A 24,013-nucleotide genomic window follows, 5' to 3' on the forward strand; every position below is an offset into this window, starting at 1 on the left:
CATTCGTCGGGGCCGTAGCTTGCGTCGGGGGTCTGGACTGAAGTGTCAGACTCCGGTGCGAGCCTTGGTGCGGGCGTTGCGACGCTTGAGCGCGCGACGCTCGTCCTCGCTCATGCCGCCCCACACGCCGGCGTCCTGGCCGGAGTCCAAGGCCCAGGTGAGGCACTCAGTGGTGACGGGGCAACGGTTGCAGACCAGCTTCGCGTCGGCGATCTGGGCAAGCGCCGGGCCGCTGTTTCCCACGGGGAAGAACAGCTCCGGATCTTCGTCGCGACAGACGGCCTTGTGGCGCCAATCCATAAGATCAAACTCCTCGTTAGACATGTCATGCGTGCGCGGCGAAGCGCACTAGATTTTCTTCGGCTGTTAACGCGTGCACACGAATGTTTCTGCACTGTTGCATTGATGCTTTCACAGGCTGAACAGATGTCAATAGCATTGAGTTAACACGTGGGCAATGTCACTGGGTGGGGCGGTGAGCGGACCGCTGACTCCGGTGTACTACACTCAAAAATCAGCTGCGCCCTAATTCCACTCTAAACGGTGTGTTTGCGCAGGTCAATCACTTTTCTGCGGCGGTGCGACGACGCTCAGTGCCTGGGGAACCGACGAGAACGTCATGGTTTCGCGCTCACCGATGTAATCTCCGTCAATCTGGCAGGCGACCGGCGTGGTGCTCGTCACGGTCACCGATGACACGTTGTCGTCACGGATCAGATGCTTGGCGGCAAGGCGCGGTTTGCGGGCCACCATCTGACGGACCAGTCGCAGATTCGCCCAGATGTTCATGCTCGTGGTGGCGAAAACGCCCAAACCGGTGTCGAACGTGGTCTCGGGGTTGGTCCACACCGGCCGGCTGTTGGCGTAAGTCCACGGACTGGAGTTCGACACGAACGCGAAGTGCACGCCACCGACCGGGTCGGTGTCCGGCAGGTGCAGCGTCAGCGTCGGTTCCTTGCGGGCGCTGGCCAGCACCTCGCGCACCGCCACCCGGATGTAGCGCGATGCGGTGACCTTGCGGCCCTTGGCGCGCTGGGCCTCCACGGCCGCCACCACGTCCCCGTCCACACCCATGCCCGCGGTGAACACTCCCCAGCGCTCGCCGCAGTCCATCAGGCCGATGCGCCGCCACGGCCGTCCCAGCCGGTACCCGCCCAGCAGGTCGACGAGTTGGTTGGTGGCCTCGATGGGGTCGGGGCTGATGCCAAGTGCCCGGGCGAAGACGTTGGCCGATCCGCCAGGAACGACGGCCACCGCCGGCGCCTGGCCGGCATCCGGACGTGTCCCGCAGTCACCCAGGACGCCGTTGACGACCTCGTTGACCGTGCCGTCGCCGCCGTGCACGATCAGCACGTCCACGCCGTCACGGGCGGCGTCGCGGGCGATCTCGATGGCGTGACCACGGTGGTTGGTGTGTTCGACGGTCAGCGTCACCCGGCTTTCCAGCGCATGGGCGAGCAGGTCACGCCCGGCAGGGGTGGTCGAGGTGGCGTTCGGGTTGACGATCAGCACGGCACGCACGGGGCATCAGCCTAACCGGCAACGTGTACGGCCGTTATTCGTAGAGTTCCCCGTCGAGGTAAAGCCATTGGCCATTCACCCGCTCGAAACGACTGCGTTCATGAAGGATGTGCCGGCTCCCGTGGTGGACGTATTGGGCGCGGAACTCGACCACACCCTCGGCGTCCTCCTCGCCGCCGGACTCGGTGTCGACGATCTGCAGCCGCCGCCAGGCGATGGTCTCGTCGAGGGTCAGCTCGGCGGGGCGGGTGTCGGGATGCCATGAGGTCAGCAGGTAGCCGGGGTCTCCCACGGCGAAGGCGCTGAACCGCGAGCGCATCAGCGCGACGGCCGTCGGCGCACGCCGAGCGCCACTGTGCAGCGGACCGCAGCACTGGCCGTAGGCGCGGCCGGTACCGCAAGGGCAGTCGCGGTCGGTCATGCAGTCAAGTATCTCCGGCCCGCCGTTGCGCCGAAATCGACGTCGGGGTTGTGCGTTCTGGCCCCATCACGACCCTCGCGTCCATATCGACGTCGGTCATCCGGCGGGCGCCGGTACCGTACAGGACGTGACCGCACGCCCGAGCAAGCCCTGTTTACTGCTCGTCAACGGACCCAATCTCAACCTGCTCGGCACCCGCCAGCCCGAGATCTACGGGTCCACCACGTTGGCGCAGATCGAGCAGCGGGTGGTGGAGGTGGCCGCCGGGTTCGGCTTCGAAGTGCGCGCCGTGCAGAGCAATCACGAGGGCGTGCTGGTCGATGCCATCCAGGCCGCGCGGGCCGACTGCACGGGCATCATCATCAATCCCGCGGCCTACAGCCACACCTCGGTGGCGATCCGCGACGCGCTCAGTGCCGCCGACCTGCCGGTGGTGGAGGTGCACCTGAGCAACATCCACACCCGCGAGTCCTTCCGGCACCACTCGTATGTGTCGGCCGTCGCGCAGGTGGTGATCGCCGGCGCGGGACCGGCCGGATACGAGTACGCGGTGCGGTACTTCGCGGAGCGGCAGTCGTGATCCAGCCGCCCTCGATTCGGTACGCAGGTTTCATCACCGCCGCCGAAGGGATCGCCGCGCTGGTCATGGCGGTCGTGCTCCTGGTGCGGGCGCTCGCCGGAGCCGATCAGCACATTGTCAGCGGATACGGCACCGCGATCTGGTTCGTGCTGATCGGTGGCGGGGTGCTCGCCGGCGGTTGGGCGCTGATCACTGCCCGGCGCTGGGGCCGGGGGATCGCGGTACTGACCAACCTGCTGCTCCTGCCCGTGGCCTGGTACGTGATCACCTCGCACCATGTCGGGTACGGCGTATTGGTCGGACTGCTCGCGCTGGTGACCCTGGGTCTGCTGTTCAGCCCGTCCTCGGTGGACTGGATCACCCGGCGCGACTAGCCGCGGCTCTCGGCGGCCAGCGCGGAAAGCTTGGGCCCCGAAACCCGGTAGGTGGTCCACTCGGTCTGGGGCTCGCCGCCGACGGCGTCGTACAGCGCGATGGCGTTGACGTTCCAGTTCAGCACTGCCCATGTCATCCGGGTGTATCCGTGTTCGACGCATTCACCGGCCAAGGTGGACAACAGCTTCCGTGCCAGGCCGCGGCGCCGGAACGCCGGCCGTACATAGAGGTCTTCCAGGTAGAGCCCGGCGACGCCGTCCCAGGTGGAGAAGTTCAGGAACCACACCGCGGTCGCGGCGACGTCCCCGTCGACTTCTACCAGGTGCGCGTATGCCACCGGCCGGTCGCCGAAAAGTGCTGTGTGCATCTGCTTTTCGGTCACGGTGCACTCATCGATGGCTCGTTCGAACTCGGCCAGCTCGCGGATCATCGCGGTGATCTCGACCTCGTCGCCGGGCCGTGCCCGGCGGATCAGCTCGCTCATGTCGCCCCTAGTCCTGTCAGGATGGTCCTGAACTTGGTGGTGGTCTCGTCGACTTCGTCATCTGGATCGGATTCGGCGACGATACCGCCGCCGGCACTGGCCAGCGCCGTATATCGATCCGCGGACAACACCGCGCACCGGATCGAGACCACCCAGCGCCCGTCGCCGCGGTTGTCGCACCAGCCGACGGCACCCGCGTAAAACCCACGATCGCCTTCCAACTCGGAGATCAGTGCGGCGGCACGGTCCGTCGGGACGCCGCCGACCGCCGGGGTCGGATGCAGTGCGAGTGCCAGATCAATTGCTGTGGTGTGCGTTTCGCGCAACTGACCGATGACAGGGGTGCTCAGGTGCCATAGCGCGTCGGTGCCGTGCAGCTGCGGCTCGTCGGCGATCTGCAGCTCCACACACAGCGGATCCAGGGCCTGGCGCATCATGTCCACCACCAGTTGATGTTCGTGGCGGTTCTTCGCTGATGCGGCGAGTGCGGCCGCGTTGGCCGCATCGGTCTGCGGGTCTGCCGATCGAGGTGCGGAACCGGCGAACGGCTGACAGATCACCTTCTGACCCTTGCGTGCCACCAACAATTCGGGGCTCGCGCCCACCAGGGCGGTGCCGGTGTGGGTTCCTCCTGCCGCGGTCAGGTCCGCCAGGTAGACCGTGGCCGCGGGGTCGGCCCCGGCCAGGCGGCGCAGCACGCTGCGCACGTCCCACGGCGAATCTGCGGTCAGCCGCAGCGCTCGGGCCAGGACCACCTTGTCGATCGGGTCGTGCGGGTCGCGCAGCCGCCGGATCGCCTCGGCGACCCGGGTGCGGTGCACCGGACCCGGCGGCAGGGTCTCGCGGCCCACCACCGCCGGGGGCGGGCTGGTGGGCCAGGTCGGCAGTGCATCGGCGAACTGAACCGCCTCGGGCTCGTAGAGGGCGGCCGGAGCCTTCAGGTCGAAGGGCAAGGCGCCCAGCACGATTGGCGTGCCGGACTGCAGCGCCGCCTGGGCATCGGTGATGTCGGCGAACCCGGCGCGCCTGCCCTCGGCCAGCACGGCGCCGGCCGGGCCGGCCAGCACGAACGACGGGTTCACAGCGACAGGCAGGGGTTGGGGTGACCGGTCAGACCGAGCGCGGTGATCTGGCGTATGCCGTGCTCGAAACCGCACACCGCCAGCGACGCGGGCACCATCGACACCCGGATCCCTTCGGCCACCGGTAGTTCCGCCCAGCGCGTCAACACCGCGCGGGAGAAATGACCGTGCCCGACGAACACCACATCCCGGGCGGGCACGTGTTCCAGAGCCAGTGCGACGGCCCGGTCGGCCCGGGCACTGACCTGCGCCACCGATTCTCCGCCGGGCGCGCCATGCGTCCACACCAACCAGTCCGGGACCGTCTGCCGGATCTGCGGAGTGGTCAGCCCCTCGTAATCGCCGTAATCCCACTCGGACAGCACGGGGTCGACCTCGTCGACCTGCAGGCCGGCCAGCTCGGCGGTGTCCAGCGCGCGGCGCCGGGGGCTGCTGATCACCAGCGGATCGCTCAGCTGCAGTTCGGCAAGTGCCGGGCGGGCCAGCACGGCCTGCTCGCGCCCGGCCCCGGTGAGTTCGAGCTCGGTGCGGCCGGTGTGCCTGCCGCTGGCCGACCACTCGGTCTCGCCGTGGCGGAGCAGGATCAGGCGGTGCAGGCGGTCGCTCACACCGGCGATTCTGCCGCACGTTCCGGCAATGCCGCCGAGAGCGTGCTTGGATGAAGGTGTGACGCGAGTATTAGCGGTCGCCAATCAAAAGGGTGGGGTAGCCAAGACGACGACGGTGGCGTCGCTGGGAGCGGCGATGTCCGAGCAGGGACGACGGGTCCTGCTGGTCGACCTGGATCCGCAAGGCTGTCTGACGTTTTCATTGGGACATGACCCGGACAAGTTGCCGGTGTCCGTGCACGAGGTGTTGCTCGGCGATGTCGAGCCGGGGGCGGCCCTGGTCGAGACGGCCGAGGGGATGTCGCTGCTGCCGGCCAACATCGACCTGGCGGGCTCCGAGGCCATGCTGTTGATGCGGGCGGGGCGCGAGTACGCGCTCAAGCGGGCCCTGGCCAAGGTTTCCGACGACTTCGACGTGGTGATCATCGACTGTCCGCCGTCGTTGGGCGTGTTGACGCTCAACGGTCTGACCGCCGCGAACGAAGTGATCGTGCCGTTGCAGTGCGAAACCCTGGCGCACCGCGGCGTGGGCCAGTTCCTGCGCACGATCGCCGATGTTCAGCAGATCACCAATCCCGAGCTGGCGCTGCTGGGCGCGCTGCCCACGCTCTACGATTCGCGCACCACGCATAGCCGTGACGTGCTGCTGGATGTCGCCGACCGGTACGAGCTGCCCGTGTTGGCCCCGCCGATCCCGCGCACAGTCCGCTTCGCCGAGGCCAGTGCCTCGGGATCGTCGGTGTTGGCCGGCCGTAAGAGCAAAGGGGGCCTGGCCTACCGTGAGTTGGCCCAGGCGTTGCTCAAACATTGGAAGTCGGGCAAGAAGCTTCCGACGTTCACGCCAGAGGTGGTCTAGACGCCACTTGACCTGGCCGAGGCGTGAGGCCCTCGTTGATGGCCCGCGGCGCTCGCTCAATCTTCTCCGGTGGCAGGGGGTCGCCGGGGCGACGAGAGGACGATCTGGATGGCTTCGGTGTTACGGTCCGCGACGGCCACCGATCAGGGGCCGGTGCGGCAGACCAACCAGGATTCGTACCTCGCCGACGGCATCCTGTATGCGATTGCCGACGGTTTCGGGCCCGGCGGTGAACACGCCAGCCGGATCGCGGTGGAGGTGCTGGCCGCGGGATTCGCCGCGGAGCCTGACCGCGACGGGCTTGTCGGTGCGGTACAGCGAGCCAACGAGCAGGTCTTCGCACACGTCAGCGCTTCGGGGACGAGTTCGGGCGCCACGCTGACGGTGGTCGCGATGTTCGGCGACGAGCAGGGTGGCCCCATGGCCATCAACATCGGGGATTCGCCGCTGAACCGGATCCGCGACGGTGTCATGTGTCAACTCACCGATGATCACAGCGTCTCCGGGGAACTGGTGCGTGTCGGTGAGATCACCCGGGAGGAAGCCCGTTTCCACCCGCACCGCCACCTGCTGACGAGGGCGTTGGGTATCGGCCCGGTCATCCGGCCGGATTTGTTCGATCTGGATTGCCGTCCCGGCGACCGCTTGTTGATCAGCAGTGACGGCTTGTTCGCCGGCGCCGAGGATGCGGACATCGCCGTCGCGGCCGCCGATGCTGAACCCGAGGTCGCGGCGCAGCGGCTGGTTCAGGTGGCCAATGATGCCGGCGGTAGCGACAACACCACCGTGATCGTGATCGACATCGGCTGAGTCGGCGTCACGCCGCGCCCAGTGCCACCAATTCTGTGCCGCGCTGCTCTAGCAGGGTGTCTCCGGCGGCCACCGGTACCACCGGCGACACGCTGGGTGTGCGTGGCAGCGCGATGTGACGCTGTCCGGTACCGGTCTGCTGATCGAAGACGTCGTAACCGTCGTTGACCGGAACCAGGAGCTGCCCGGCCATCACCGTGGCGGGCCCGACGGGCAGATGAGGTCCGGACTCGTCCACTGTGGGCGTCACGGTGAACTTGTACTGGAGGCCGGCGGTCCCGGTGGTGCTGAAGACCAGAACCGAGTCCCCGGTCCACCAGCTGATCACGTCCCCGGTGCGGGTGGTGGTCGACTGCGGTGCGGCCGGTTCGGCCAGCGGCAGGCTGGCCAAGGTCTTGCCCGTCTCGTCGATGACGTTCACCATCGGCCGCGGGGTGGGCAGGTACACCGCGGTCGTGGTGCCTGACACCGCGATCACCTGGGCGCCGGCCTCGTCGGTGATGTCCTGCAGTTCGACGTAGCGCACGTCGGGGGTGTCTTCTTCGTCGGCCGGGCGAAGCAGCGTGAGCCGGATGAACTTGCTCCTCGGACACGATTCCAGCACCGACACGGCCGAGGAACTCGCCGCCGCCGACAGTTGGCGGCACACCGGTGAGGCCGGTACATCTGGCTTGATCCGGGCATCCAGGGCGCCGTAGGACAGCATCCGCACCATGTCCGAGCGCCACAGCTCCAGGCGGCTGTCCCCGGCCGAGAGCACCGTCGAGCCGTCGGTCGACAGCCGGACTTCGGGGTCGGCGTACGCGGTGCGGGCCGGTCCGCGGCGGCCGGTCTTGCCGTCGACGGTGCTGACCTGTCCGCAGCCGCGAACATCCGGATACACCGCGACGGCGTGCTGGTACACCGAAGTCACGCCGCACAGTTCGAGGTCGCGCGCGTAGCTCCACAGCACTGCCCCGGTGACCGGATCTCGGCCCTCGATGGTGGATCCGTGGCCCGTCACCACCGACCCGCCCGCGAGCACGGGTTCGGTGGTCTTCGGGCTCTCGGTGGTCCACAGCTGCTGTAGACCGGCCGGCACCTCACTGGCCGGGGTGAGGTACGGAACCGGTGCGGCGGCGGGCCTGCTGATGGTGGCCCGGGCATCACTGGTCCACCAGATCAGGCCGGCCGCCAGTGCGACGATGGCGACGATTGCCGCGGCGGCCGCCATGTCGCCGCGGGTGCGGCGTTCGGGTTTGACCATCGACAGGTCTTCGGCGTTCGCCGGTCAGCCGGCAGTAGCGGTCTCGGTCTTACGCGGACGGCGCCGGCGGCGGCGACGGCCGGAGCTCGACGCGTCGCCCGTGGTGTCCTCGGACTCGGTCGCCGGTGCGGCCTCGGCGCTGTCTTGCGCCGGAGCCGCGGTGCCCCCGGGATGCCCGGTGGCCGACTGGCCACCGCGGGTCCGCCGACGGGTGCGGGTCTTGGCCCTGGCGGGCCGATCCGCGGAGTCTGTCGAGGAGATGCGCTTCTCGTCGGGGCTGCGCTTGGCGGCGGCCTTGCGCGGTTCGCCGATGCGCCCGGTGGCGTCGCTCGGGATCCCCAGCTCCTCGTAGACGTGCGGGGAGCTGGAATAGGTCTCGGCGGGCTCGGGGCAGCCCAGGTTCAGCGCCTTGTCGATCGTCTCCCAGCGGGCCAGTTCGTCCCAGTCGACCAGGGTGATCGCGACACCGGTCTTGCCGGCGCGCCCGGTGCGGCCGATGCGGTGCACGTAGGCCTGCTCGTCTTCGGGGCACTGGTAGTTGATGACGTGAGTGACGTCGTCGATGTCGATACCGCGTGCGGCCACATCCGTGGCCACGAGCACGTCCACGGCACCGGTGCGGAACGACTTGAGGGCTTTCTCCCGGGCGCCCTGGCCCAGGTCACCGTGCACGGCGTCGACTTTGAACCCGCGTTCGGCGAGTTCGTCGGACACCTTCTGCGCGGTGCGCTTGGTGCGGGTGAAGATCATCGTGGCGCCGCGGCCGTCGGCCTGCAGGATCCGGCTCACCAGCTCCGACTTGTCCAGGGCGTGGGCCCGGTAGGCGAACTGCTCGGTGGTGTCGTGAGTGGCCGCCGAATGCGGGGCCTCGGCCCGGATGTGGGTCGGCTGGTTCATGAATGTGCGGGCCAGCGTGATGATCGGGTCCGGCATGGTGGCCGAGAACAGCATCGACTGACGGTCGTCGGGGGTGAGCCGGAGGATCCGCTCGATGTCGGGCAGGAAGCCCAGGTCGAGCATCTCGTCGGCTTCGTCGAGCACCAGCACGGACAGTCCGCCCAGCTGCAGGTGCCCTTGCTGGGCCAGGTCGAGCAGCCGGCCCGGGGTGCCGACGACGACGTCGACGCCCTTGCGCAGTGCTTCGATCTGGGGTTCATAGGGACGGCCGCCGTAGATCGAGGTCACGGCGAATTTGCGATCGCCGGTGGTCAGGTGCTTGGCGGCGCCGGCGAGGTCGTCGTAAACCTGCAGGCACAGCTCGCGGGTGGGTACCACGATCAGGGCCCGGGGGGTGCCGTTGAGCGGGCGGGTCTCGTCCGAGGAGATCCGGTGCAGCAGCGGGATACCGAACGCGTAGGTCTTGCCCATCCCGGTACGGGCCTGGCCGATCAGGTCGTCGCCGGCCAGCGCCAGCGGCAGGGTCAGTTCTTGGATGGCAAAGGGGTGCTGGATGCCGTTCTCGCTGAGTGCGCGGACAATTTCGTCGCGGACGCCGAGCTCGGCAAATGTTTTGTTTACATGCGTCATGGTTGGTAGAGGTGGCCTTTCACTGTCAAACCTCATGGGCATCCAGCGCACACGGAGTCTGACGGTGAAACGGTCGGGTTCGCCCGGACAAGGTTCGTATCCTCGGCGCTGCCGATCCGTTGGGCCCAGCTCCACAGGGCGGGCCAACTGCGTGCACGCACATTTCCTGGTAGCGGTTCGGGTGCTCAAAATGTCGGCTCGAAGCCGTTACCACATGCCATTGTAGCTGGTCGCGCTATCTGGGCCGATTTGCCAGCCCATCAGGGTTGCCTGGCGGCGTCTAGAGTTGGCGTCATGAATTCGCCTCAGCCTGCCGCGGAACAGATCGCCAAACCGGTCGATTCGGGCGTGCCGGCGGATCATCCCGGGGTCAACGAGTTGTTCGCGGTGCTGGCCTACGGCGAGGTCGCGGCGTTCTACCGGCTCACCGAGGAAGCGCGCATGGCGCCGAACCTACGTGGCCGGATCAACATGGCGAGCATGGCCGCTGCTGAGATGGGCCATTACGAGCTGCTGCGAGATGCCTTGGAGCGCAGGGGAGTTGACGTTGTCTCGGCGATGACGAAGTATGCGTCCGCCTTGGAGAACTACCACCGGATGACCACTCCGAGCACGTGGCTGGAGGCGTTGGTCAAGACCTATATCGGCGATGCGCTCGCCGCGGACTTCTACCTCGAGATCGCCGACGCCTTGCCGGAGTCGGTGGCGACGGTGGTGCGCGCGGTGCTGGCCGAGACGGGGCATTCGCAGTTCGTCGTCGCCGAGGTTCGGGCCGCGGTGACAGCCAGCGATCGTCAGCGTCATCGGCTGGCGCTGTGGGCGCGTCGACTGCTCGGAGAGGCCGTCACCCAAGCCCAGTTCGTGCTGGCCGATCACGACGAGCTCGTCGATCTCGTGATGTCCAGCGGCGAGGGGCTGACGCAGTTGGCCGAGTTCTTCGGCCGGCTGCAGAACACCCACCAGTCCCGGATGCAGGAACTGGGCCTGGCGTAAGGCCGCCAGACCCAGTCCGCGCTTGTTGATTCGGTCGCTACTGCGTGCAGGTGGTGATCATGGTGTTGTTGGCCTGTGCGACGAGGACGTTGCCCGACGCGTCGGTGATGGAGCAGTTGAGCTGACCGGCGACGCTGGTCGCGGTCACGGATTTGAGTGTCACGCCGGGGTTGAGCACCACGGTCTTGGCCCACGGCAGCGCGACGTTGATGTCGGTCTGCAGCGCGCCCTGCGCGTCGGTGTAGACGATCGTCACCAGGTCGATGAGCTGCCGGTTGCCGGTCACCCGGTAGGTGATGGCGTTCGGGGTGGCCACGGCTGCCGGCGGTGCGGCCGCAGGCGGCGGTACGGGCGCGGGTGTCGCGGTGGCGCTGGGTGTCGGCGTCACCGTGGTGACGGTCTCGGGTGACAACGGGGCGGTCGGCGCGGCGCGCGGCGGAACCGGCTTCGACGTGGCGTCCTGGGTCGGCGCGGCGGTTTGGGTCGGTTGCGCCGAGGTCACGGTGGCCGACACGGAGCCGCTGTCTCCGCCGCCGAGGATCACCACGGTGCAGATGACCGCGATCAGCAGGATCGCGCCGGCCACGGCGGCCACCCAGATCCAGCGCCGGTCGATGGGCTCTTCGTAGAAGGTGACCTCGTCGTCGTAGTCGGCGTCGTAGCCGTAGTCCGCCTCGGCGTCGGCGCCGTAGCGGCCCGTCGAGTAGTCGGTCTGGTAGTCGGGGGTGTGGCCGGAGTACCCGCTCGGCTCATACGAGTGGTCCCCGAAGCGCTCGGTCGCGGCGGTGTCGTACGGCGAATAGTGCCTGGTCATGCGGCTGCCCCAGTCGTCTCGTCCAATATCGGCCCTGATGCTATCGAGGCAGAAGTGACAGATGAGGTCGAGCTTCAGGCGTGTCGGTCACGGTCCGGACTCGGTTCGGTATCTGCGTTTCGCGCACGGCGTAGCTCGGCGAGCACCCGCTGGCGGCGGCGGGCTCCGGCCGTCCATTAGCCTGCTCAGGGAAGTCGACACACGACGCGAGAAAAGAAAGAAGGGTCCAGCGTGGAGGTCAAAATCGGTGTCACGGACAGCCCGCGCGAGCTGACCTTCAACAGCGCGCAGACACCCACCGAGGTGGAGCAGCAGGTCACCGACGCGCTCGGTACGGATTCGGGTGTGCTGGCGCTGACTGACGAGAAGGGGCGGCGTTTCCTGGTGCAGACCAGCCGGATCGCCTATGTGGAGATCGGCGCCGCCGATGTGCGCCGGGTCGGCTTCGGCGTGGGAGCCGAAACCGCCTGAAGATCTACGACCGCGTGAGTGGCACGTGTGACAGTCCGCCCCAGGCGAACTGCACCGTGCCGTCCACGGCGGTATTCCGGTCGATCGGCCGGTCGTTGGTCAGCCAGTAACGCGCCGAGTCGACGCTGATCGCCACCAATCCGACCGCGATCATCCTGGCTCGGTGGGCCTCGAGTCCCGAATCGCGGCTGATCAGATCGAACACCGCATCGGTACAGGCCTCGGTGGCCACCTTCACCTGCGCCGCCACCTGCGGTTCGCTGACATAGTCATTCTCGAAGATCAGCCGGTAGCCCTGGCTGTCGTGCTCGATGAAGTCGAAGAACGCCTCGACGGCCGCACGCAACCGCTGCCGGTTGTCGGTCGTGGTGCGCAGGGCCTGGCGCACCCCGGACACCAGATTGTCGACATGGCGTTGCAGCACCGCCAGGTAGAGCTCGAGCTTCGACGAAAAGTGTTGATACAGAACGGGCTTGCTGACACCTGCGCGTTCGGCGATCTCGTCCATGCCCGCCGCGTGGTAGCCGCGTTCGACGAATACCTCGCTGGCGGCCGCCAACAGCTGTCCGCGCCGCTCGTCACGAGGCAGGCGGTTGCCGCGTCGACCAGCGGTCGCGGGCTTGTCACCTCTCCTCTCGGCGGTGTTGGCGAGATCGCTCATCAGGTCCTCAATCTGTATTGCTCTGGCGCACTTGGACATGATCATCCGAGCCGCTGATCGCACCGACACTACTACCGTGGCGCTCCAGTTTCGTCGCGCGGTCACCGCAGAAACGGGCGTGGGTTTCGAAATGACACCAGCGCGGTCACGGCATAGCTGCGCTGAGAACCGATACACAGGAGTCTGTGCCATTCTGGTTCCCGTGACCTACGACCCGGGACGTCGCGGGGGTGGCCGTGTCCCGGCGCTGCGCAACGAGTGGCGGGAGCCGCTACGCGCTCAGCGTGATCCGATTGCCGCGGACTCAGGACGAGCGCGATCGAATCGGGACGACCATCAGCAGTGGCGTAAGCAGACGTGGATCGGCCGCTTCGTGTCCACCTACGGGTGGCGCGCGTATGCGCTGCCGGTGCTGATCGTGTTGACCGTGGTGGTGATCTACCAGACCATCACCGGCACCAGCGCGCCGCATTCCGCCGAGGAGGACGACGGCCCGGTGCAGGGCCCGCCCACCATCGACGTGGCCAGTACGTCGATCATCGGCGCGCCGCCCAAAGGGCTGACCCAGTTCGACGCGAACCTGCCGACCGGGATCCTGCCCGCCGGCGGCCAGTTCACCCAGGCCGGGGCGCGGACCTGGCGGATCGTGCCGGGCACCACCCCCAAGATCGGTGAAGGCACCACGAAGTCTTTCACCTACACCGTCGAGGTGGAGGACGGTGTGGACACCACTGCCTTCGGCGGCGACGAAGGTTTCGCCCAGATGGTCAGCTCGACCCTGGCCAATCCGAAGAGCTGGACCCACAACGGGCTGTTCGCGTTCACCCGGGTGGACGCGAACAGCGGCGTCGACCCCGACTTCCGGGTGTCGCTGACCTCACCCATGACGGTGCGCGAGGGCTGCGGGTACGACATCGAGCTGGAGTCGTCGTGCTACAACCCGTCGTACGGCGGGAGTCAAGCCAGAGTCTTCGTCAACGAGGCCCGCTGGGTCCGGGGCGCGGTGCCGTTCCAGGGTGACATCGGCTCGTACCGGCAGTACCTCATCAACCATGAGGTTGGTCACGCCATCGGCTATCAGCGGCACGAGGCCTGTGAGGCCAACGGCAAGCTGGCGCCGATCATGATGCAACAGACGTTCTCCACCTCGAACGACGACGCCGCCAAGTTCGACCCCGGCACCGTCAAGGCCGACGGCCTGACCTGCCGGTTCAATCCCTGGCCGTATCCGATCGCTTGACAGGTGCGGCCGCGGCCGGATGCCGCCGCGGTGCCGGCGGGGCCCTGACGCGCCGCCGTGGCCGGTCTCGGTGGCCCGGCGGCGGGAAGTATCGGGACCGGATTACCGTTGTGGGTACGAGCAGCTGGGACGCTGAACTGACCACAAAATCTGAGGAGACATACGGTGTCCGCGAATTTGGACGTGTCGTTACCGCCGTTGGTTGAGCCGGCCGCCGAGCTGACCCGCGAAGAGGTGACGCGCTACAGCCGGCACCTGATCATTCCGGACGTCGGCGTGATCGGGCAGAAGCGGCTGAAGAATGCCAAGGTCCTGGTGATCGGGGCCGGCGGGCTGGGTTCGCCGACGCTGCTGTACCTGGCCGCGGCGGGGGTGGGCACCATCGGCATCGTCGAGTTCGACGTGGTCGACGAGTCCAACCTGCAGCGCCAGATCATCCATGGCCAGTCCGACATCGGGAAGTCCAAGGCGCAGAGCGCCAAGGAGTCGGTGCTGGAGATCAACCCGCTGGTGACGGTGAACCTGCATGAGTTCCGGTTGGAGCCCGACAACGCGGTGGAGCTGTTCAGCCAGTACGACCTGATCCTGGACGGTACCGACAACTTCGCCACGCGCTACCTGGTCAACGACGCCGCGGTGTTGGCAGGCAAGCCCTATGTGTGGGGCTCGATCTACCGGTTCGAGGGCCAAGTGTCGGTGTTCTGGGAGGACGCGCCCGACGGTCTCGGTCTCAACTACCGCGACCTGTATCCCGAGCCGCCGCCACCGGGCATGGTGCCCTCCTGCGCCGAAGGTGGGGTGCTGGGCATCCTGTGCGCCTCGATCGCGTCGGTGATGGGAACCGAGGCCATCAAGCTCATCACCGGCATCGGCGAACCGCTGCTGGGCCGGCTCATGGTGTACGACGCGCTGGAGATGTCGTACCGGACCATCCGGATCCGCAAGGATCCGGCCACTCCGAAGATCACCGAGTTGATCGACTACGAGGCGTTCTGCGGTGTGGTTTCCGACGAAGCTGCGGCCGCCGCTGCCGACTCCACGATCACCCCGGGCGAGCTCAAGGAACTCATCGACTCCGGGAAACCGTTGGCGCTGATCGATGTCCGCGAACCCGTCGAGTGGGACATCAATCACATCGAGGGTGCCGAACTCATCCCCAAGCCATCTTTCGAGTCGGGTGACGCGTTGGCCAAGCTCGCGGTGGACCGGACACCGGTGCTGTACTGCAAGACCGGGATCCGTTCGGCCGAGGTGCTCGCCATCGTGAAGAAGGCCGGGTTTTCCGATGCGATGCATCTGCAGGGCGGAATTGTGGCTTGGGCCAAGCAACTCGAGCCCGACATGGTGATGTACTGACGGCTGGTTTGCCGGTCTACAGCTTAGGCTGAGGCTGTGAGTGTGGAACGGCCGCCGGAACATGTGCTGGCGGCGTTCGGCCTGTCCGGGGTGCGCCCGGTACCGCTCGGCTCAAGCTGGGAGGGTGGCTGGCGCTGCGGCGAAGTCGTGATGTCGATGGTGCCCGAGCACGCCCGTGCGGCGTGGTCGGCCAAGGTGCGCGAGTCACTGTTCATCGACGGGGTGCGGCTGGCCCGCCCGGTCCGTTCGACGGACGGTCGATACGTGGTCGCCGGGTGGCGGGCCGATACTTTCGTCGCGGGCACGCCCGAACCCCGCCATGACGAGGTGGTATCGGCGGCAGTGCGATTGCACGAGGCCACGGCGAAGCTGGATCGGCCCCGCTTCCTCACCCAGCCTCCGGTCGCACCATGGGCCGACGTCGACGTGTTCATCGCCGCCGACCGGGCCGCCTGGGAGGACCGGCCGTTGCACTCGTTGCCGCCCGGTGCCCGGGTATCGCCCGGCTCATCGGACGGTCAACGTTCGGTGGAGCTGATCAATCAGTTGGCCGGTCTGCGCAGACCGACCAGGAGCGCCAGTCAACTGGTACATGGCGATCTCTACGGCACAGTGCTGTTCGCCGGGACTGCGGCGCCGGGCATCACCGACATCACCCCGTACTGGCGTCCGGCGCCGTGGGCGGCGGGCGTGGTGGTGGTCGACGCGTTGTCCTGGGGTGACGCCGACGACGGCTTGATCGAGCGGTGGCAGTCGCTCCCGGAGTGGCCGCAGATGTTGTTGCGGGCGTTGATGTTCCGACTGGCCGTGCATGCTCTGCATCCGCGGTCCACCGCGGCGGCCTTCCCTGGCCTGGCGCGCACCGCCTCGCTGGTCCGCCTGATCCTGTAGTCCACGTTTCCTGCGGTCAGAACTGGTGCCGGTACTCGCCCAGGCGCACGCGCCCGTCGACGGCCAGCACACCCTCGGCGCGTAGTCGTTCCAACTGCCGGGTGGCCAGGTGCGGGGCCGGCCGCCCCGACGCCGGGATCACCCGGTGCCAGGGCAGGTCCGAGGAATCGGTCCGCATGATCCAACCGACGATCCGCGGGCTGGAAAGCCCTGCGGCATCAGCAATGTCACCGTAGGTGCTGACCCGGCCCGACGGAATCGCGGCGACCAGCGCTCGCACGGTCTCCACCTGTTCCTCGGTGACGGCAGGCATGTTTACCCCAGCTGCTCGAGGATCAACTTGGCTGTCTCGACGGGTTTGGCCTGGCCCACCATATGGTCGCAATCCCAATCCAGCAGCGTGAAATCCGCACCGAGGTGCGCGCCCAACGCACTGATGAGGCCGTCACGCGCATACGGCGGGCTGGTCCGGGTGGCGCGAACCAGAACCGTGGGAGTGCCCTTGCGCGGCAGAGCAACCGGGCGGGCCAGCTCGCTCCAATACGACAACATGGCCGGAATGCTGATCCGCCACGCGTAGCGACCGCCGGGCAGCTCGACCAGGTGCTCGTCGAGGTCCCGGTCCAACTCAGCCGGATCCACCTCGCCCCACGAACCATCGGCCTTCTCGGCGCGGGCCTCGGCACGGTCGGGATAGTCGGGTGAGGCCAACATGGCATCGGCGATCTCACGCATCCATTCGCCGTCGAGCTCCACCGCGGGATCCAGCAACACCAGTCCGCTGACCAGATCCGGATGTGCGGCAGCGAGATTGAGCGCCACCGCACCGCCGAACGAATGCCCGACCACCAGCGTCGGGCCGCCCAACAGCGACGCCACCGCCGCGACGTTCGCGTCGAGCGTCCACGGGGCGGCCCACGACGAACGGCCGTGCCCGAGCAGATCGGGGGCGAGCACACTCACCCCCGGAAGGTGCTGCTCGGCCAGCGTCTTCCACCGCCGGCCGTGCCCGGTCAACCCATGGACGAGCAGCAGTTGGGGCGCCCGATCGGGGCCGTAGCGGTGAACGTGCAACTTCTCGGCGGACATCTGATGCATGCTGCCAGACTCCGCTACTTGTCGGTCCCTTCTGGTGTCATGCATTCCATGACCGCACAACACCTCCAGCCCGCCCTGGCGGGCACTGAGCTGCTGGCACCCGGCCGCGACGGGATGGTGCGGGTGCTGGGCGGTCCGGGCACCGGAAAGAGCTCGCTGTTGATCAACACCGCGGTCGAGCACATCGCGGCCGGCACCGACCCCGAGTCGGTGTTGTTGTTGACCGGGTCGGCCCGATTGGGATCGGAGGCCAGGGCCGCCATCACCGCGCGACTGCTCGGGGCAGGAACGCACGGCGTGGTGCGGGAACCGCTGGTGCGCACCGTGCACTCTTATGCCTTTGCGGTATTGCGTCTGGCAGCCCAGCGCAACGGTGACCCGCCGCCCCGGCTGATCACCACTGCCGAGCAGGACGGCATCATCCGTGAGCTGCTGGCCGGCGATCTGGAGGACGGTGCCAACTCACCCGTGGGTTGGCCTGAGCAGTTGTGGCCGGCGCTGAGCACCGCGGGTTTCGCCACCGAACTGCGTGATCTGCTGGCCCGTTGCACCGAGCGTGGGGTGGATCCGCGTGCCCTGCAACGGCTGGGCCGCTCCGCCGGGCGTGCGGAATGGTTGGTGGCCGGCCGGTTTGCGCAGGTCTACGAGCAGATCATGCTGTTGCGGTCGGCAGTCGGCATGGCCGCACCGCAGGCCACCGTGCCGGCATTGGGGGCAGCCGAGCTCGTCGGTGCGGCGTTGGATGCGCTGGGTACCGATGCCGATCTGCTGGCGGGCGAGCGTGCGCGGATCAGCCTGCTGTTGGTCGACGATGCGCAGCACCTCGATCCGCAGGCCGCCCTGCTGGTTCGGGTGTTGGCCGCCCGCGCGGGTCTGACGGTCATCGCGGGCGATCCGGACCAGTCGGTGTTCGGTTACCGGGGCGCCGATCCGGCGTTGTTGCGCGACGACAACGGGGATGCTGTTCCGGCCATCACCCTGAACCGGTCGCACCGCTGTGCCCCTGCGGTGGCAGCGGCGATCTCGGGTGTCGCCCGCCGCCTGCCCGGTGTCGGTCCGGCGCGAGCCTTGGCGGGCAATCCCGAGCGCGGTCAGGGTGAAGTGACCCTGCGGATGGCCGCCACGCCGCACGCCGAGAACGCGTTCATCGCCGACGCCCTGCGGCGCGCCCACCTGATAGATGGGGTGCCGTGGTCGCAGATGGCGGTCGTGGTGCGCTCGATTCCCCGGGTGGGCGCCGCACTGGCGCGGGCGCTGAGCGGTGCCGGCGTGCCCGTGCAGTCCGCGGGCCCCGATCTGGGGCTCGCGCAGCAGCCGGCGGTGGCGGCCCTACTTACCGTGTTGGAGGCGACGGCGTCCGCTCGGCTGGACGGCGACGGTGCGGTCAGCCTGCTCACCGGTCCGATCGGGCGCGTCGACCCGGTGACTCTGCGGCAGTTGCGCCGGGCCTTGCGCCGCGTCGACGGCTCCACGCCGCCAAGGGATTTCACCGACCTGCTGATCGCTGCGATCGATACTGAGCCGGCTGGTTTGTCGGCTGAGCACGCCAAGCCGCTGCGCCGGTTGCGGTCGGTGTTGTCAGCTGCCCGCCGCAGCCAGCGTGAGGGCGCCGACCCGCGCTACACCCTGTGGCAGGCCTGGAATGCCTGCCGGTTGCAGCCGCGCTGGCTGGCCGCCAGCGAGCGGGGCGGCACCATCGGAGCACAGGCCGACCGCGATCTGGACGCGGTGACGGCATTGTTCGATGTGGCCGACCAGTATGTGAGCCGAACGGCGGGAGCGACGCTGCGCGGGCTGGTGGACCACGTCGCGAACTTGGGACCGTCGATGTCGGCTTCGGAGGCGGACCCGCAGACCGATGCGGTGGCGGTGCTCAGCGCGCACGCCGCACTCGGCCGGGAATGGGACTTCGTGGTGATCGCCGGTGTGCAGGAAGGTTTGTGGCCCAACACCGTTCCAAGGGGTGGCATCCTGGGCACGCAACACCTCGTCGATGTGCTCGACGGGGTGGCCGCGCCGGATGATCGTGCGGTGTCGACGCGCGCGCCGCTGCTCGCCGAGGAACGGCGGCTGATGATGGCTGCCATGGGCCGGGCCCGCACCCGGCTGCTGGTGACCGCGGTCGACAGCGACGGTGGCGATGAATCGCTGCTGCCCTCACCGTTCTGTGCCGAACTGGCCGAGGTGGCAACCGAATACGTGCCGCTGCCGCCGTTGGCCGCCCCGCGGGTACTGCTGCCCTCGGCTGTGGTGGGCCGGCTGCGGGCCGTGGTGTGTGCGCCCGAAGGCGCGGTCGACGACGACGCGCGGTCGTGCGCGGCAACGCAATTGGCTCGGCTGGCCGCAGCCGGAGTGCCAGGGGCCGACCCCTCGCAATGGCACACCATGACGGCGCTGTCCACCGAGGAGCCGCTGTGGTCGGACCCCGAACATGTGGTCACGCTGTCGCCGTCGACACTGCAGATGCTCACCGACTGCCCGCTGCGTTGGCTGCTGGAGCGGCACGGCGGCAGCGACGGGCGTGATGTGCGCTCCACCGTCGGCTCGTTGTTGCACGCGTTGGTCTCCGATTCCGGTAAGACCGAGAGCCAGCTGATCAACGATCTGGAAATGGTCTGGGAGGGCCTGCCTTTCGAGGCGAAGTGGTATTCGGACAATGAGTTGTCGCGGCACCGGGCGATGCTCGAGACCTTCACCCGGTGGCGCGAGGACTCCCGGGGGCAGTTGACCGAGGTCGCCACGGAGATCGATGTCGACGGCGTGATCGTCGAACCGGGGCCCGACGGCCCTGGCGTGCAGGTGCGGGGCCGGCTGGACCGACTCGAGCGTGACCAGGCGGGCCGGCTCGTCGTGGTCGATCTCAAGACCGGCAAGAGCCCGGTCACCAAGGACGACGCACAAAAGCACGCCCAGTTGGCCACCTATCAACTTGCGGTCGCCGCGGGGCTGTTGCCGCACGGCGAGGAGCCGGGTGGGGGCCGGTTGGTATACCTGGGCAAGGCGGGGGCGGCCGGCGCCACCGAACGTGAACAGGATCCGATGACACCCGACACTCGGACCGACTGGTTGGGCACCGTCGCCACCGCGGCCGCCGCCACGGCCGGGCCGCGGTTCGCAGCCCGGATCAACGACGGCTGCGCGAACTGCCCGGTGCGGTCATCGTGCCCGGCCCAGGCTGTGGGGGAGCGACCGTGACGTCCACTGCTGCGGCCGGCGTGCGGTACAGCCCGGCCGAGCTGTCCACCGCGCTCGGTCTGTTCCCGCCGACCGAAGAACAGGCCGCGGTGATCGCCGCACCGCCGGGGCCCGTTGTGGTGATTGCCGGCGCCGGCGCCGGGAAGACCGAGACGATGGCTGCGCGGGTGGTCTGGTTGGTCGCCAACGGCTATGCCACTCCCTCACAGGTTCTGGGGCTGACCTTCACCCGCAAGGCCGCCGGTCAGTTGTTGCGGCGCGTGCGGACCCGGCTGGCCCGGCTGGCGGGGGCCGGGCTCGCACCACCGACCGGGGGCGCTGACGAGACCGCGACGGTGAGCACCTATCACGCGTTCGCCGGCACGCTGCTGCGCGAGCACGGGTTGCTGCTGCCCGTCGAACCGGACACCCGGCTGCTCAGCGAGACGGAGTTGTGGCAGCTGGCCTTCGAGGTGGTGTGTGCGCACCCGGGGGAGCTGGCCATCGAGAAGACACCGGCCGCCGTCACCGACATGGTGCTGCGGCTGGCCGGTGCGCTCGCCGAGCATCTGGTCGACACCGACCAGCTGCGCGATACCCATCTGGAGCTCGAACGGCTGGTCCACACTCTGCCGGCCGGGCCCTATCAGCGGGATCGCGGACCCAGCCAGTGGCTGCTGAAAATGCTGGCCACCCAGACCGAACGCACCGAGCTGGTGCCGTTGATCGATGCACTGCACCAGCGGATGCGTGCCGACAAGGTGATGGATTTCGGGATGCAGATGTCGGCTGCCGCGCGGCTCGCGTCGAGGTTCCCCCAGGTCGGCGAGCAACTGCGGCAACGCTTCCGGGTAGTGCTGCTCGATGAATATCAGGACACCGGGCATGCCCAACGGGTGGCGCTGTCCGCGTTGTTCGGCGGCGGGGTCGATGACGGCCTTGCGCTGACCGCGGTGGGGGATCCGATCCAGTCCATCTACGGCTGGCGAGGTGCGTCCGCGACGAACCTGCCGAGGTTCACCACGGACTTTCCGCTCGCCGACGGCACTCCTGCCCCCACGCTGGAATTGCGGACCAGCTGGCGCAATCCGCCGAGCGCCCTGCATCTGGCCAATGCGGTGTCCGCCGAGGCGCGCCGCCGCTCGGTGACGGTGCACGAATTGCGGCCGCGGCCCGAAGCAGCGCCCGGCACGATTCGGTGCGCACTGCTGTCGGATGTCGAGACCGAACGTGACTGGGTGGCAGATCATCTGGCCCAGATCTATCACGGCGCGGTGGCCCAGGGTGCGGCCACACCGACCGCCGCGGTGCTGGTGCGGCGCAACGCCGACGCCGCGCCGATGGCCGAGGCGCTCAGTGCCCGCGGGGTGCCCGTCGAGGTGGTCGGGGTGGCCGGGTTGCTGGCAGTGCCCGAGGTGGCCGATCTGGTCGCGATGCTGCGGTTGGTCGCCGATCCAGCAGCGGGTTCGGCTGTGATGCGGGTCTTGACCGGACCGCGCTGGCGGTTCGGCGCCCGGGACATCGCCGCATTGTGGCGGCGCGCCAGGGAGCTGGATGACCGGACGGTGGGGGAGCCCAGCGCTGCCGAGATCGTGGCCCAGGCCGCGCCGGATGCCGATTCGGCCTGTCTGGCCGACGCGATCTGCGATCCCGGTGCCGCCGAGCACTATTCACCGGCCGGCCGGCAGCGGATCGAGGCGCTCGGCCGTGAGCTCACCATGCTGCGTGCGCATTTGAGTCACCCGCTGCCCGAGCTGGTGGCCGAGGTGCGGCGGGTCACCGGGTTGGATGCCGAGGCACGTGCGGCGCGTCCCGTGACCGCGGGCTGGACAGGAACCGAGAATCTCGACACCTTCTGTGATCTCGTGGCCGATTTCGCCGGTCGGCCGGGCGGGTCGGTGCTCGCACTACTGGCGTATCTGGATGTCGCGTCCGAGGTGGAAAACGGCTTGGCTCCAGCCGAACTGACGGTGTCGCAGGACCGGGTGCAGATCCTCACCGTGCACGCCGCGAAGGGGCTGGAGTGGCAGGTGGTGGCGGTGCCGCATCTGAGTGGCCGGGTGTTTCCGTCGACGGCATCGGCCCGGACGTGGCTGACGGACCCGTCGGACCTGCCCCCGCTGCTGCGCGGTGACCGCGCCACCGAATCAGAGCTCGGTGTGCCGGTGCTCGACACGTCGGACATCAACGACCGGAAGATCTTGTCGGACAAGATATCCGACCACAAGCGAAGCCTCGAACAGCGGCGCGTCGACGAGGAACGCCGGCTGCTCTACGTCGCGATCACCCGCTCCGAGGACACCTTGCTGATCTCCGGACACCATTGGGGTGCAACGGAGAGCAAGCCGCGTGGCCCATCGGAGTTCCTGCGTGAGATCCAAGCCATCGTGGAGGACGCCGCTGCGCAGGGCCATCCATGCGGGGAGGTCGAGCAGTGGGCGCCGGATCCGCCGGGCGGTGAGGTCAACCCGTTGCGGGACAAGACGGTCGAAGCCAGCTGGCCCGCTCCTGCGGCGCGGGCTTCTGATGTCGACCGGGGCGCACAGCTGGTGACGCAGGTACTGACCGGCGGGGAACAGCACGAGAGCAGCGCCGATCAGGAAGGCTGGGCCGCCGACGTCGATGCCTTGCTGGCCGAACGAGATCGGCCACCGCAGGCCGCTCCGGTGGAGCTCCCCGGTCAGCTGTCGGTCAGCACACTGGTTGAGCTCAGCCGCGATCGCCAGGGTGCGTTGCAGCGTCTGCGCCGCAGGTTGCCCCAGCGTCCGGATCCGCATGCCCTGTTGGGCACCGCTTTTCACGAGTGGGTGCAACGTTTTTTCCACTCTGAGCGGTTGTTCGACCTCGATGATCTGCCTGGTGCGGTAGACAGCGACAGTGGGCGGGCCAACGCAGCCGAGTTGTCCGAGTTGCAGGACGCGTTCGTCATGTCGCCGTGGGCAGCACGCACTCCGATCGAGGTGGAGGTGCCGTTCGACATGGCGATCGGGCAGGCCCGCACCATTGTGGTGCGTGGTCGCATCGACGCGGTGTTCGCGCAGGAGGACGGCACCACCACCGTGGTGGACTGGAAGACCGGCGACCCCCCGGCCACCCCGGAAGCCATGGCGCAGGCGGCGGTGCAGCTCGCGGTGTACCGCCTGGCCTGGGCGTCGCTGCGTGGGTGCCCGCCGGAAACGGTGCGGGCCGCGTTCCATTACGTGCGTTCGGGCCAGACGGTCAGCCCCGAGTCGCTTCCCGGAGAGGACGAACTCGTCGCTCTGCTGACCGATCCGGTAACCGGATCGCCGGAAATCGAGCAGGAGTCCTAGCGATCACCGGCCGAGGTCAGGTTGGCGATCTCGGATCCCCAGACCGACCGTGCTCCGAGATCACCGATGCGGTAGATCTGCACGATCGAGGACACCCCCACCAGCACGGCGATCACCCCGACCGCGGCGTGGTAGAGCACCCGTCGGCTGTCGTCGCGCCGTTCGGCGAAGTGCAATCCCACCAAGGCCAGTGCGACGACGAGCAGGGCGAGCGAGAAATAGATCATGGTGTCGCCGCGCTCGGCATGCTCTTGCAGCACCGCGTCCTGGGCAGGGCGGAGGTCGTAGAGCCATTCGCCGGCATATGTCGTCAGGGGCGTCAAAACCGTTGTGACAAAGGCCAGGATGAGCGTCAGCCACAACAATTGCCCTCGCCGTGCGGTGGGCCATAGTGCACAGACCATCTCCAGCACGGCGGTGAGCGGCACCAGTACAACCAGTGCGTGGACGAGCAGGACATGGGCCGGTAGGCCGTTGATGACTGTCACGGGACT

24 protein-coding genes are annotated in these 24,013 nt (G+C 68.1%); 11 read left to right on the top strand and 13 right to left on the bottom strand.

The window, feature by feature from the left end:
- Positions 1-45 precede the first annotated feature (45 nt).
- The 3 genes from whiB1 to E0T84_RS12055 all read right to left on the bottom strand — a co-directional run bounded on the left by whiB1 (position 46) and on the right by E0T84_RS12055 (position 1,942).
- Positions 46-300, bottom strand: a complete 255-nt coding sequence (whiB1, locus tag E0T84_RS12045) for a transcriptional regulator WhiB1 (RefSeq protein WP_003882795.1) — start codon at positions 298-300, stop codon at positions 46-48.
- Positions 301-558: 258 nt separating this feature from the next.
- Complete coding sequence (locus tag E0T84_RS12050; protein ID WP_070187193.1) at positions 559-1,521, bottom strand: diacylglycerol kinase family protein; 963 nt, start codon at positions 1,519-1,521, stop codon at positions 559-561.
- A 34-nt stretch (positions 1,522-1,555) separates the two neighbouring features.
- Complete coding sequence (locus E0T84_RS12055; RefSeq protein ID WP_138744557.1) at positions 1,556-1,942, bottom strand: YchJ family protein; 387 nt, start codon at positions 1,940-1,942, stop codon at positions 1,556-1,558.
- A 127-nt stretch (positions 1,943-2,069) separates the two neighbouring features.
- Here E0T84_RS12055 and aroQ point away from each other — a divergent pair, with 127 nt between their 5' ends.
- A complete protein-coding gene (gene aroQ / locus E0T84_RS12060; RefSeq protein ID WP_138744558.1) occupies positions 2,070-2,522 on the top strand; it encodes a type II 3-dehydroquinate dehydratase in 453 nt (150 codons plus the stop codon).
- Positions 2,519-2,896, top strand: a complete 378-nt coding sequence (locus E0T84_RS12065) for a hypothetical protein (RefSeq protein ID WP_171054994.1) — start codon at positions 2,519-2,521, stop codon at positions 2,894-2,896. Before aroQ ends, E0T84_RS12065 begins: the two co-directional genes overlap by 4 nt.
- Here E0T84_RS12065 and E0T84_RS12070 read toward each other — a convergent pair.
- The 3 genes from E0T84_RS12070 to E0T84_RS12080 are packed head-to-tail and all read right to left on the bottom strand — an operon-like array spanning position 2,893 to position 5,071.
- Positions 2,893-3,381 carry a GNAT family N-acetyltransferase gene (locus E0T84_RS12070; RefSeq protein ID WP_070187190.1) on the bottom strand — a complete coding sequence of 163 codons (489 nt, stop codon included), beginning with the start codon at positions 3,379-3,381 and terminating at the stop codon, positions 2,893-2,895. The genes E0T84_RS12065 and E0T84_RS12070 overlap by 4 nt on opposite strands.
- Complete coding sequence (locus E0T84_RS12075; protein ID WP_070187189.1) at positions 3,378-4,463, bottom strand: isochorismate synthase MenF; 1,086 nt, start codon at positions 4,461-4,463, stop codon at positions 3,378-3,380. Before E0T84_RS12075 ends, E0T84_RS12070 begins: the two co-directional genes overlap by 4 nt.
- Positions 4,460-5,071 carry an acid phosphatase gene (locus E0T84_RS12080; protein WP_070187188.1) on the bottom strand — a complete coding sequence of 204 codons (612 nt, stop codon included), beginning with the start codon at positions 5,069-5,071 and terminating at the stop codon, positions 4,460-4,462. The genes E0T84_RS12075 and E0T84_RS12080 overlap by 4 nt, the downstream gene beginning before the upstream one ends.
- A gap of 28 nt (positions 5,072-5,099) precedes the next feature.
- On the opposite strand from E0T84_RS12080, the gene E0T84_RS12085 reads away from it, so the two are divergent.
- Complete coding sequence (locus E0T84_RS12085) at positions 5,100-5,927, top strand: ParA family protein (RefSeq protein ID WP_070187187.1); 828 nt, start codon at positions 5,100-5,102, stop codon at positions 5,925-5,927.
- A gap of 108 nt (positions 5,928-6,035) precedes the next feature.
- Complete coding sequence (locus E0T84_RS12090) at positions 6,036-6,737, top strand: PP2C family serine/threonine-protein phosphatase (protein ID WP_075910329.1); 702 nt, start codon at positions 6,036-6,038, stop codon at positions 6,735-6,737.
- Positions 6,738-6,744: 7 nt separating this feature from the next.
- On the opposite strand, the gene E0T84_RS12095 is transcribed toward E0T84_RS12090, so the two are convergent.
- Positions 6,745-7,983, bottom strand: a complete 1,239-nt coding sequence (locus E0T84_RS12095; protein ID WP_138744559.1) for a PQQ-binding-like beta-propeller repeat protein — start codon at positions 7,981-7,983, stop codon at positions 6,745-6,747.
- Positions 7,984-8,007: 24 nt separating this feature from the next.
- Positions 8,008-9,510 (bottom strand): DEAD/DEAH box helicase, encoded by a 1,503-nt coding sequence (locus E0T84_RS12100; protein WP_070187184.1) that lies wholly within the window; start codon positions 9,508-9,510, stop codon positions 8,008-8,010.
- Positions 9,511-9,804: 294 nt separating this feature from the next.
- Between E0T84_RS12100 and E0T84_RS12105 the strand changes: the two genes are divergently transcribed.
- Positions 9,805-10,503, top strand: a complete 699-nt coding sequence (locus tag E0T84_RS12105) for a ferritin-like fold-containing protein (RefSeq protein ID WP_070187183.1) — start codon at positions 9,805-9,807, stop codon at positions 10,501-10,503.
- A 37-nt stretch (positions 10,504-10,540) separates the two neighbouring features.
- Here E0T84_RS12105 and E0T84_RS12110 read toward each other — a convergent pair whose 3' ends face one another.
- A complete protein-coding gene (locus E0T84_RS12110; protein WP_070187182.1) occupies positions 10,541-11,317 on the bottom strand; it encodes a hypothetical protein in 777 nt (258 codons plus the stop codon).
- Positions 11,318-11,548: 231 nt separating this feature from the next.
- Here E0T84_RS12110 and E0T84_RS12115 point away from each other — a divergent pair, with 231 nt between their 5' ends.
- Entirely contained in the window at positions 11,549-11,788 is a 240-nt protein-coding gene (locus E0T84_RS12115) for a DUF3107 domain-containing protein (protein ID WP_070187181.1), read from the top strand.
- Between the two features lie 4 nt (positions 11,789-11,792).
- Here the strand turns inward: E0T84_RS12115 and E0T84_RS12120 are convergent, their stop codons facing one another.
- A complete protein-coding gene (locus tag E0T84_RS12120) occupies positions 11,793-12,449 on the bottom strand; it encodes a TetR/AcrR family transcriptional regulator (protein WP_036440029.1) in 657 nt (218 codons plus the stop codon).
- Between the two features lie 202 nt (positions 12,450-12,651).
- On the opposite strand from E0T84_RS12120, the gene E0T84_RS12125 reads away from it, so the two are divergent.
- From E0T84_RS12125 to E0T84_RS12135, 3 genes are all read left to right on the top strand, one after another.
- Positions 12,652-13,689, top strand: coding sequence for a DUF3152 domain-containing protein (locus E0T84_RS12125; RefSeq protein WP_070187180.1), 1,038 nt, complete (start codon positions 12,652-12,654; stop codon positions 13,687-13,689).
- A 177-nt stretch (positions 13,690-13,866) separates the two neighbouring features.
- Positions 13,867-15,045, top strand: a complete 1,179-nt coding sequence (gene moeZ / locus E0T84_RS12130; RefSeq protein ID WP_110765063.1) for an adenylyltransferase/sulfurtransferase MoeZ — start codon at positions 13,867-13,869, stop codon at positions 15,043-15,045.
- A 36-nt stretch (positions 15,046-15,081) separates the two neighbouring features.
- A complete protein-coding gene (locus E0T84_RS12135) occupies positions 15,082-15,936 on the top strand; it encodes a TIGR02569 family protein (protein WP_070187179.1) in 855 nt (284 codons plus the stop codon).
- Between the two features lie 16 nt (positions 15,937-15,952).
- Here the strand turns inward: E0T84_RS12135 and E0T84_RS12140 are convergent, their stop codons facing one another.
- Together E0T84_RS12140 and E0T84_RS12145 are read right to left on the bottom strand one after the other, a co-directional pair.
- Entirely contained in the window at positions 15,953-16,249 is a 297-nt protein-coding gene (locus E0T84_RS12140; RefSeq protein ID WP_138744560.1) for an MGMT family protein, read from the bottom strand.
- Positions 16,250-16,251: 2 nt separating this feature from the next.
- Positions 16,252-17,025: an alpha/beta hydrolase gene (locus tag E0T84_RS12145; RefSeq protein ID WP_138744602.1), complete on the bottom strand. Its 774-nt coding sequence runs from the start codon at positions 17,023-17,025 to the stop codon at positions 16,252-16,254.
- A gap of 57 nt (positions 17,026-17,082) precedes the next feature.
- Here E0T84_RS12145 and E0T84_RS12150 point away from each other — a divergent pair, with 57 nt between their 5' ends.
- Both E0T84_RS12150 and E0T84_RS12155 read left to right on the top strand, forming a co-directional pair.
- On the top strand, positions 17,083-20,229 hold the full coding sequence (locus E0T84_RS12150) for an ATP-dependent DNA helicase (protein WP_138744561.1): 3,147 nt from the start codon (positions 17,083-17,085) through the stop codon (positions 20,227-20,229).
- Positions 20,169-23,519 carry an ATP-dependent helicase gene (locus E0T84_RS12155; protein WP_371725872.1) on the top strand — a complete coding sequence of 1,117 codons (3,351 nt, stop codon included), beginning with the start codon at positions 20,169-20,171 and terminating at the stop codon, positions 23,517-23,519. Before E0T84_RS12150 ends, E0T84_RS12155 begins: the two co-directional genes overlap by 61 nt.
- Here the strand turns inward: E0T84_RS12155 and E0T84_RS12160 are convergent.
- Positions 23,516-24,007, bottom strand: a complete 492-nt coding sequence (locus E0T84_RS12160) for a DUF2231 domain-containing protein (RefSeq protein WP_138744562.1) — start codon at positions 24,005-24,007, stop codon at positions 23,516-23,518. The genes E0T84_RS12155 and E0T84_RS12160 overlap by 4 nt on opposite strands.
- Positions 24,008-24,013 lie beyond the last annotated feature (6 nt).

The organism is Mycobacterium sp. DBP42, assembly GCF_005924235.1.
Taxonomy (GTDB): domain Bacteria; phylum Actinomycetota; class Actinomycetes; order Mycobacteriales; family Mycobacteriaceae; genus Mycobacterium; species Mycobacterium syngnathidarum.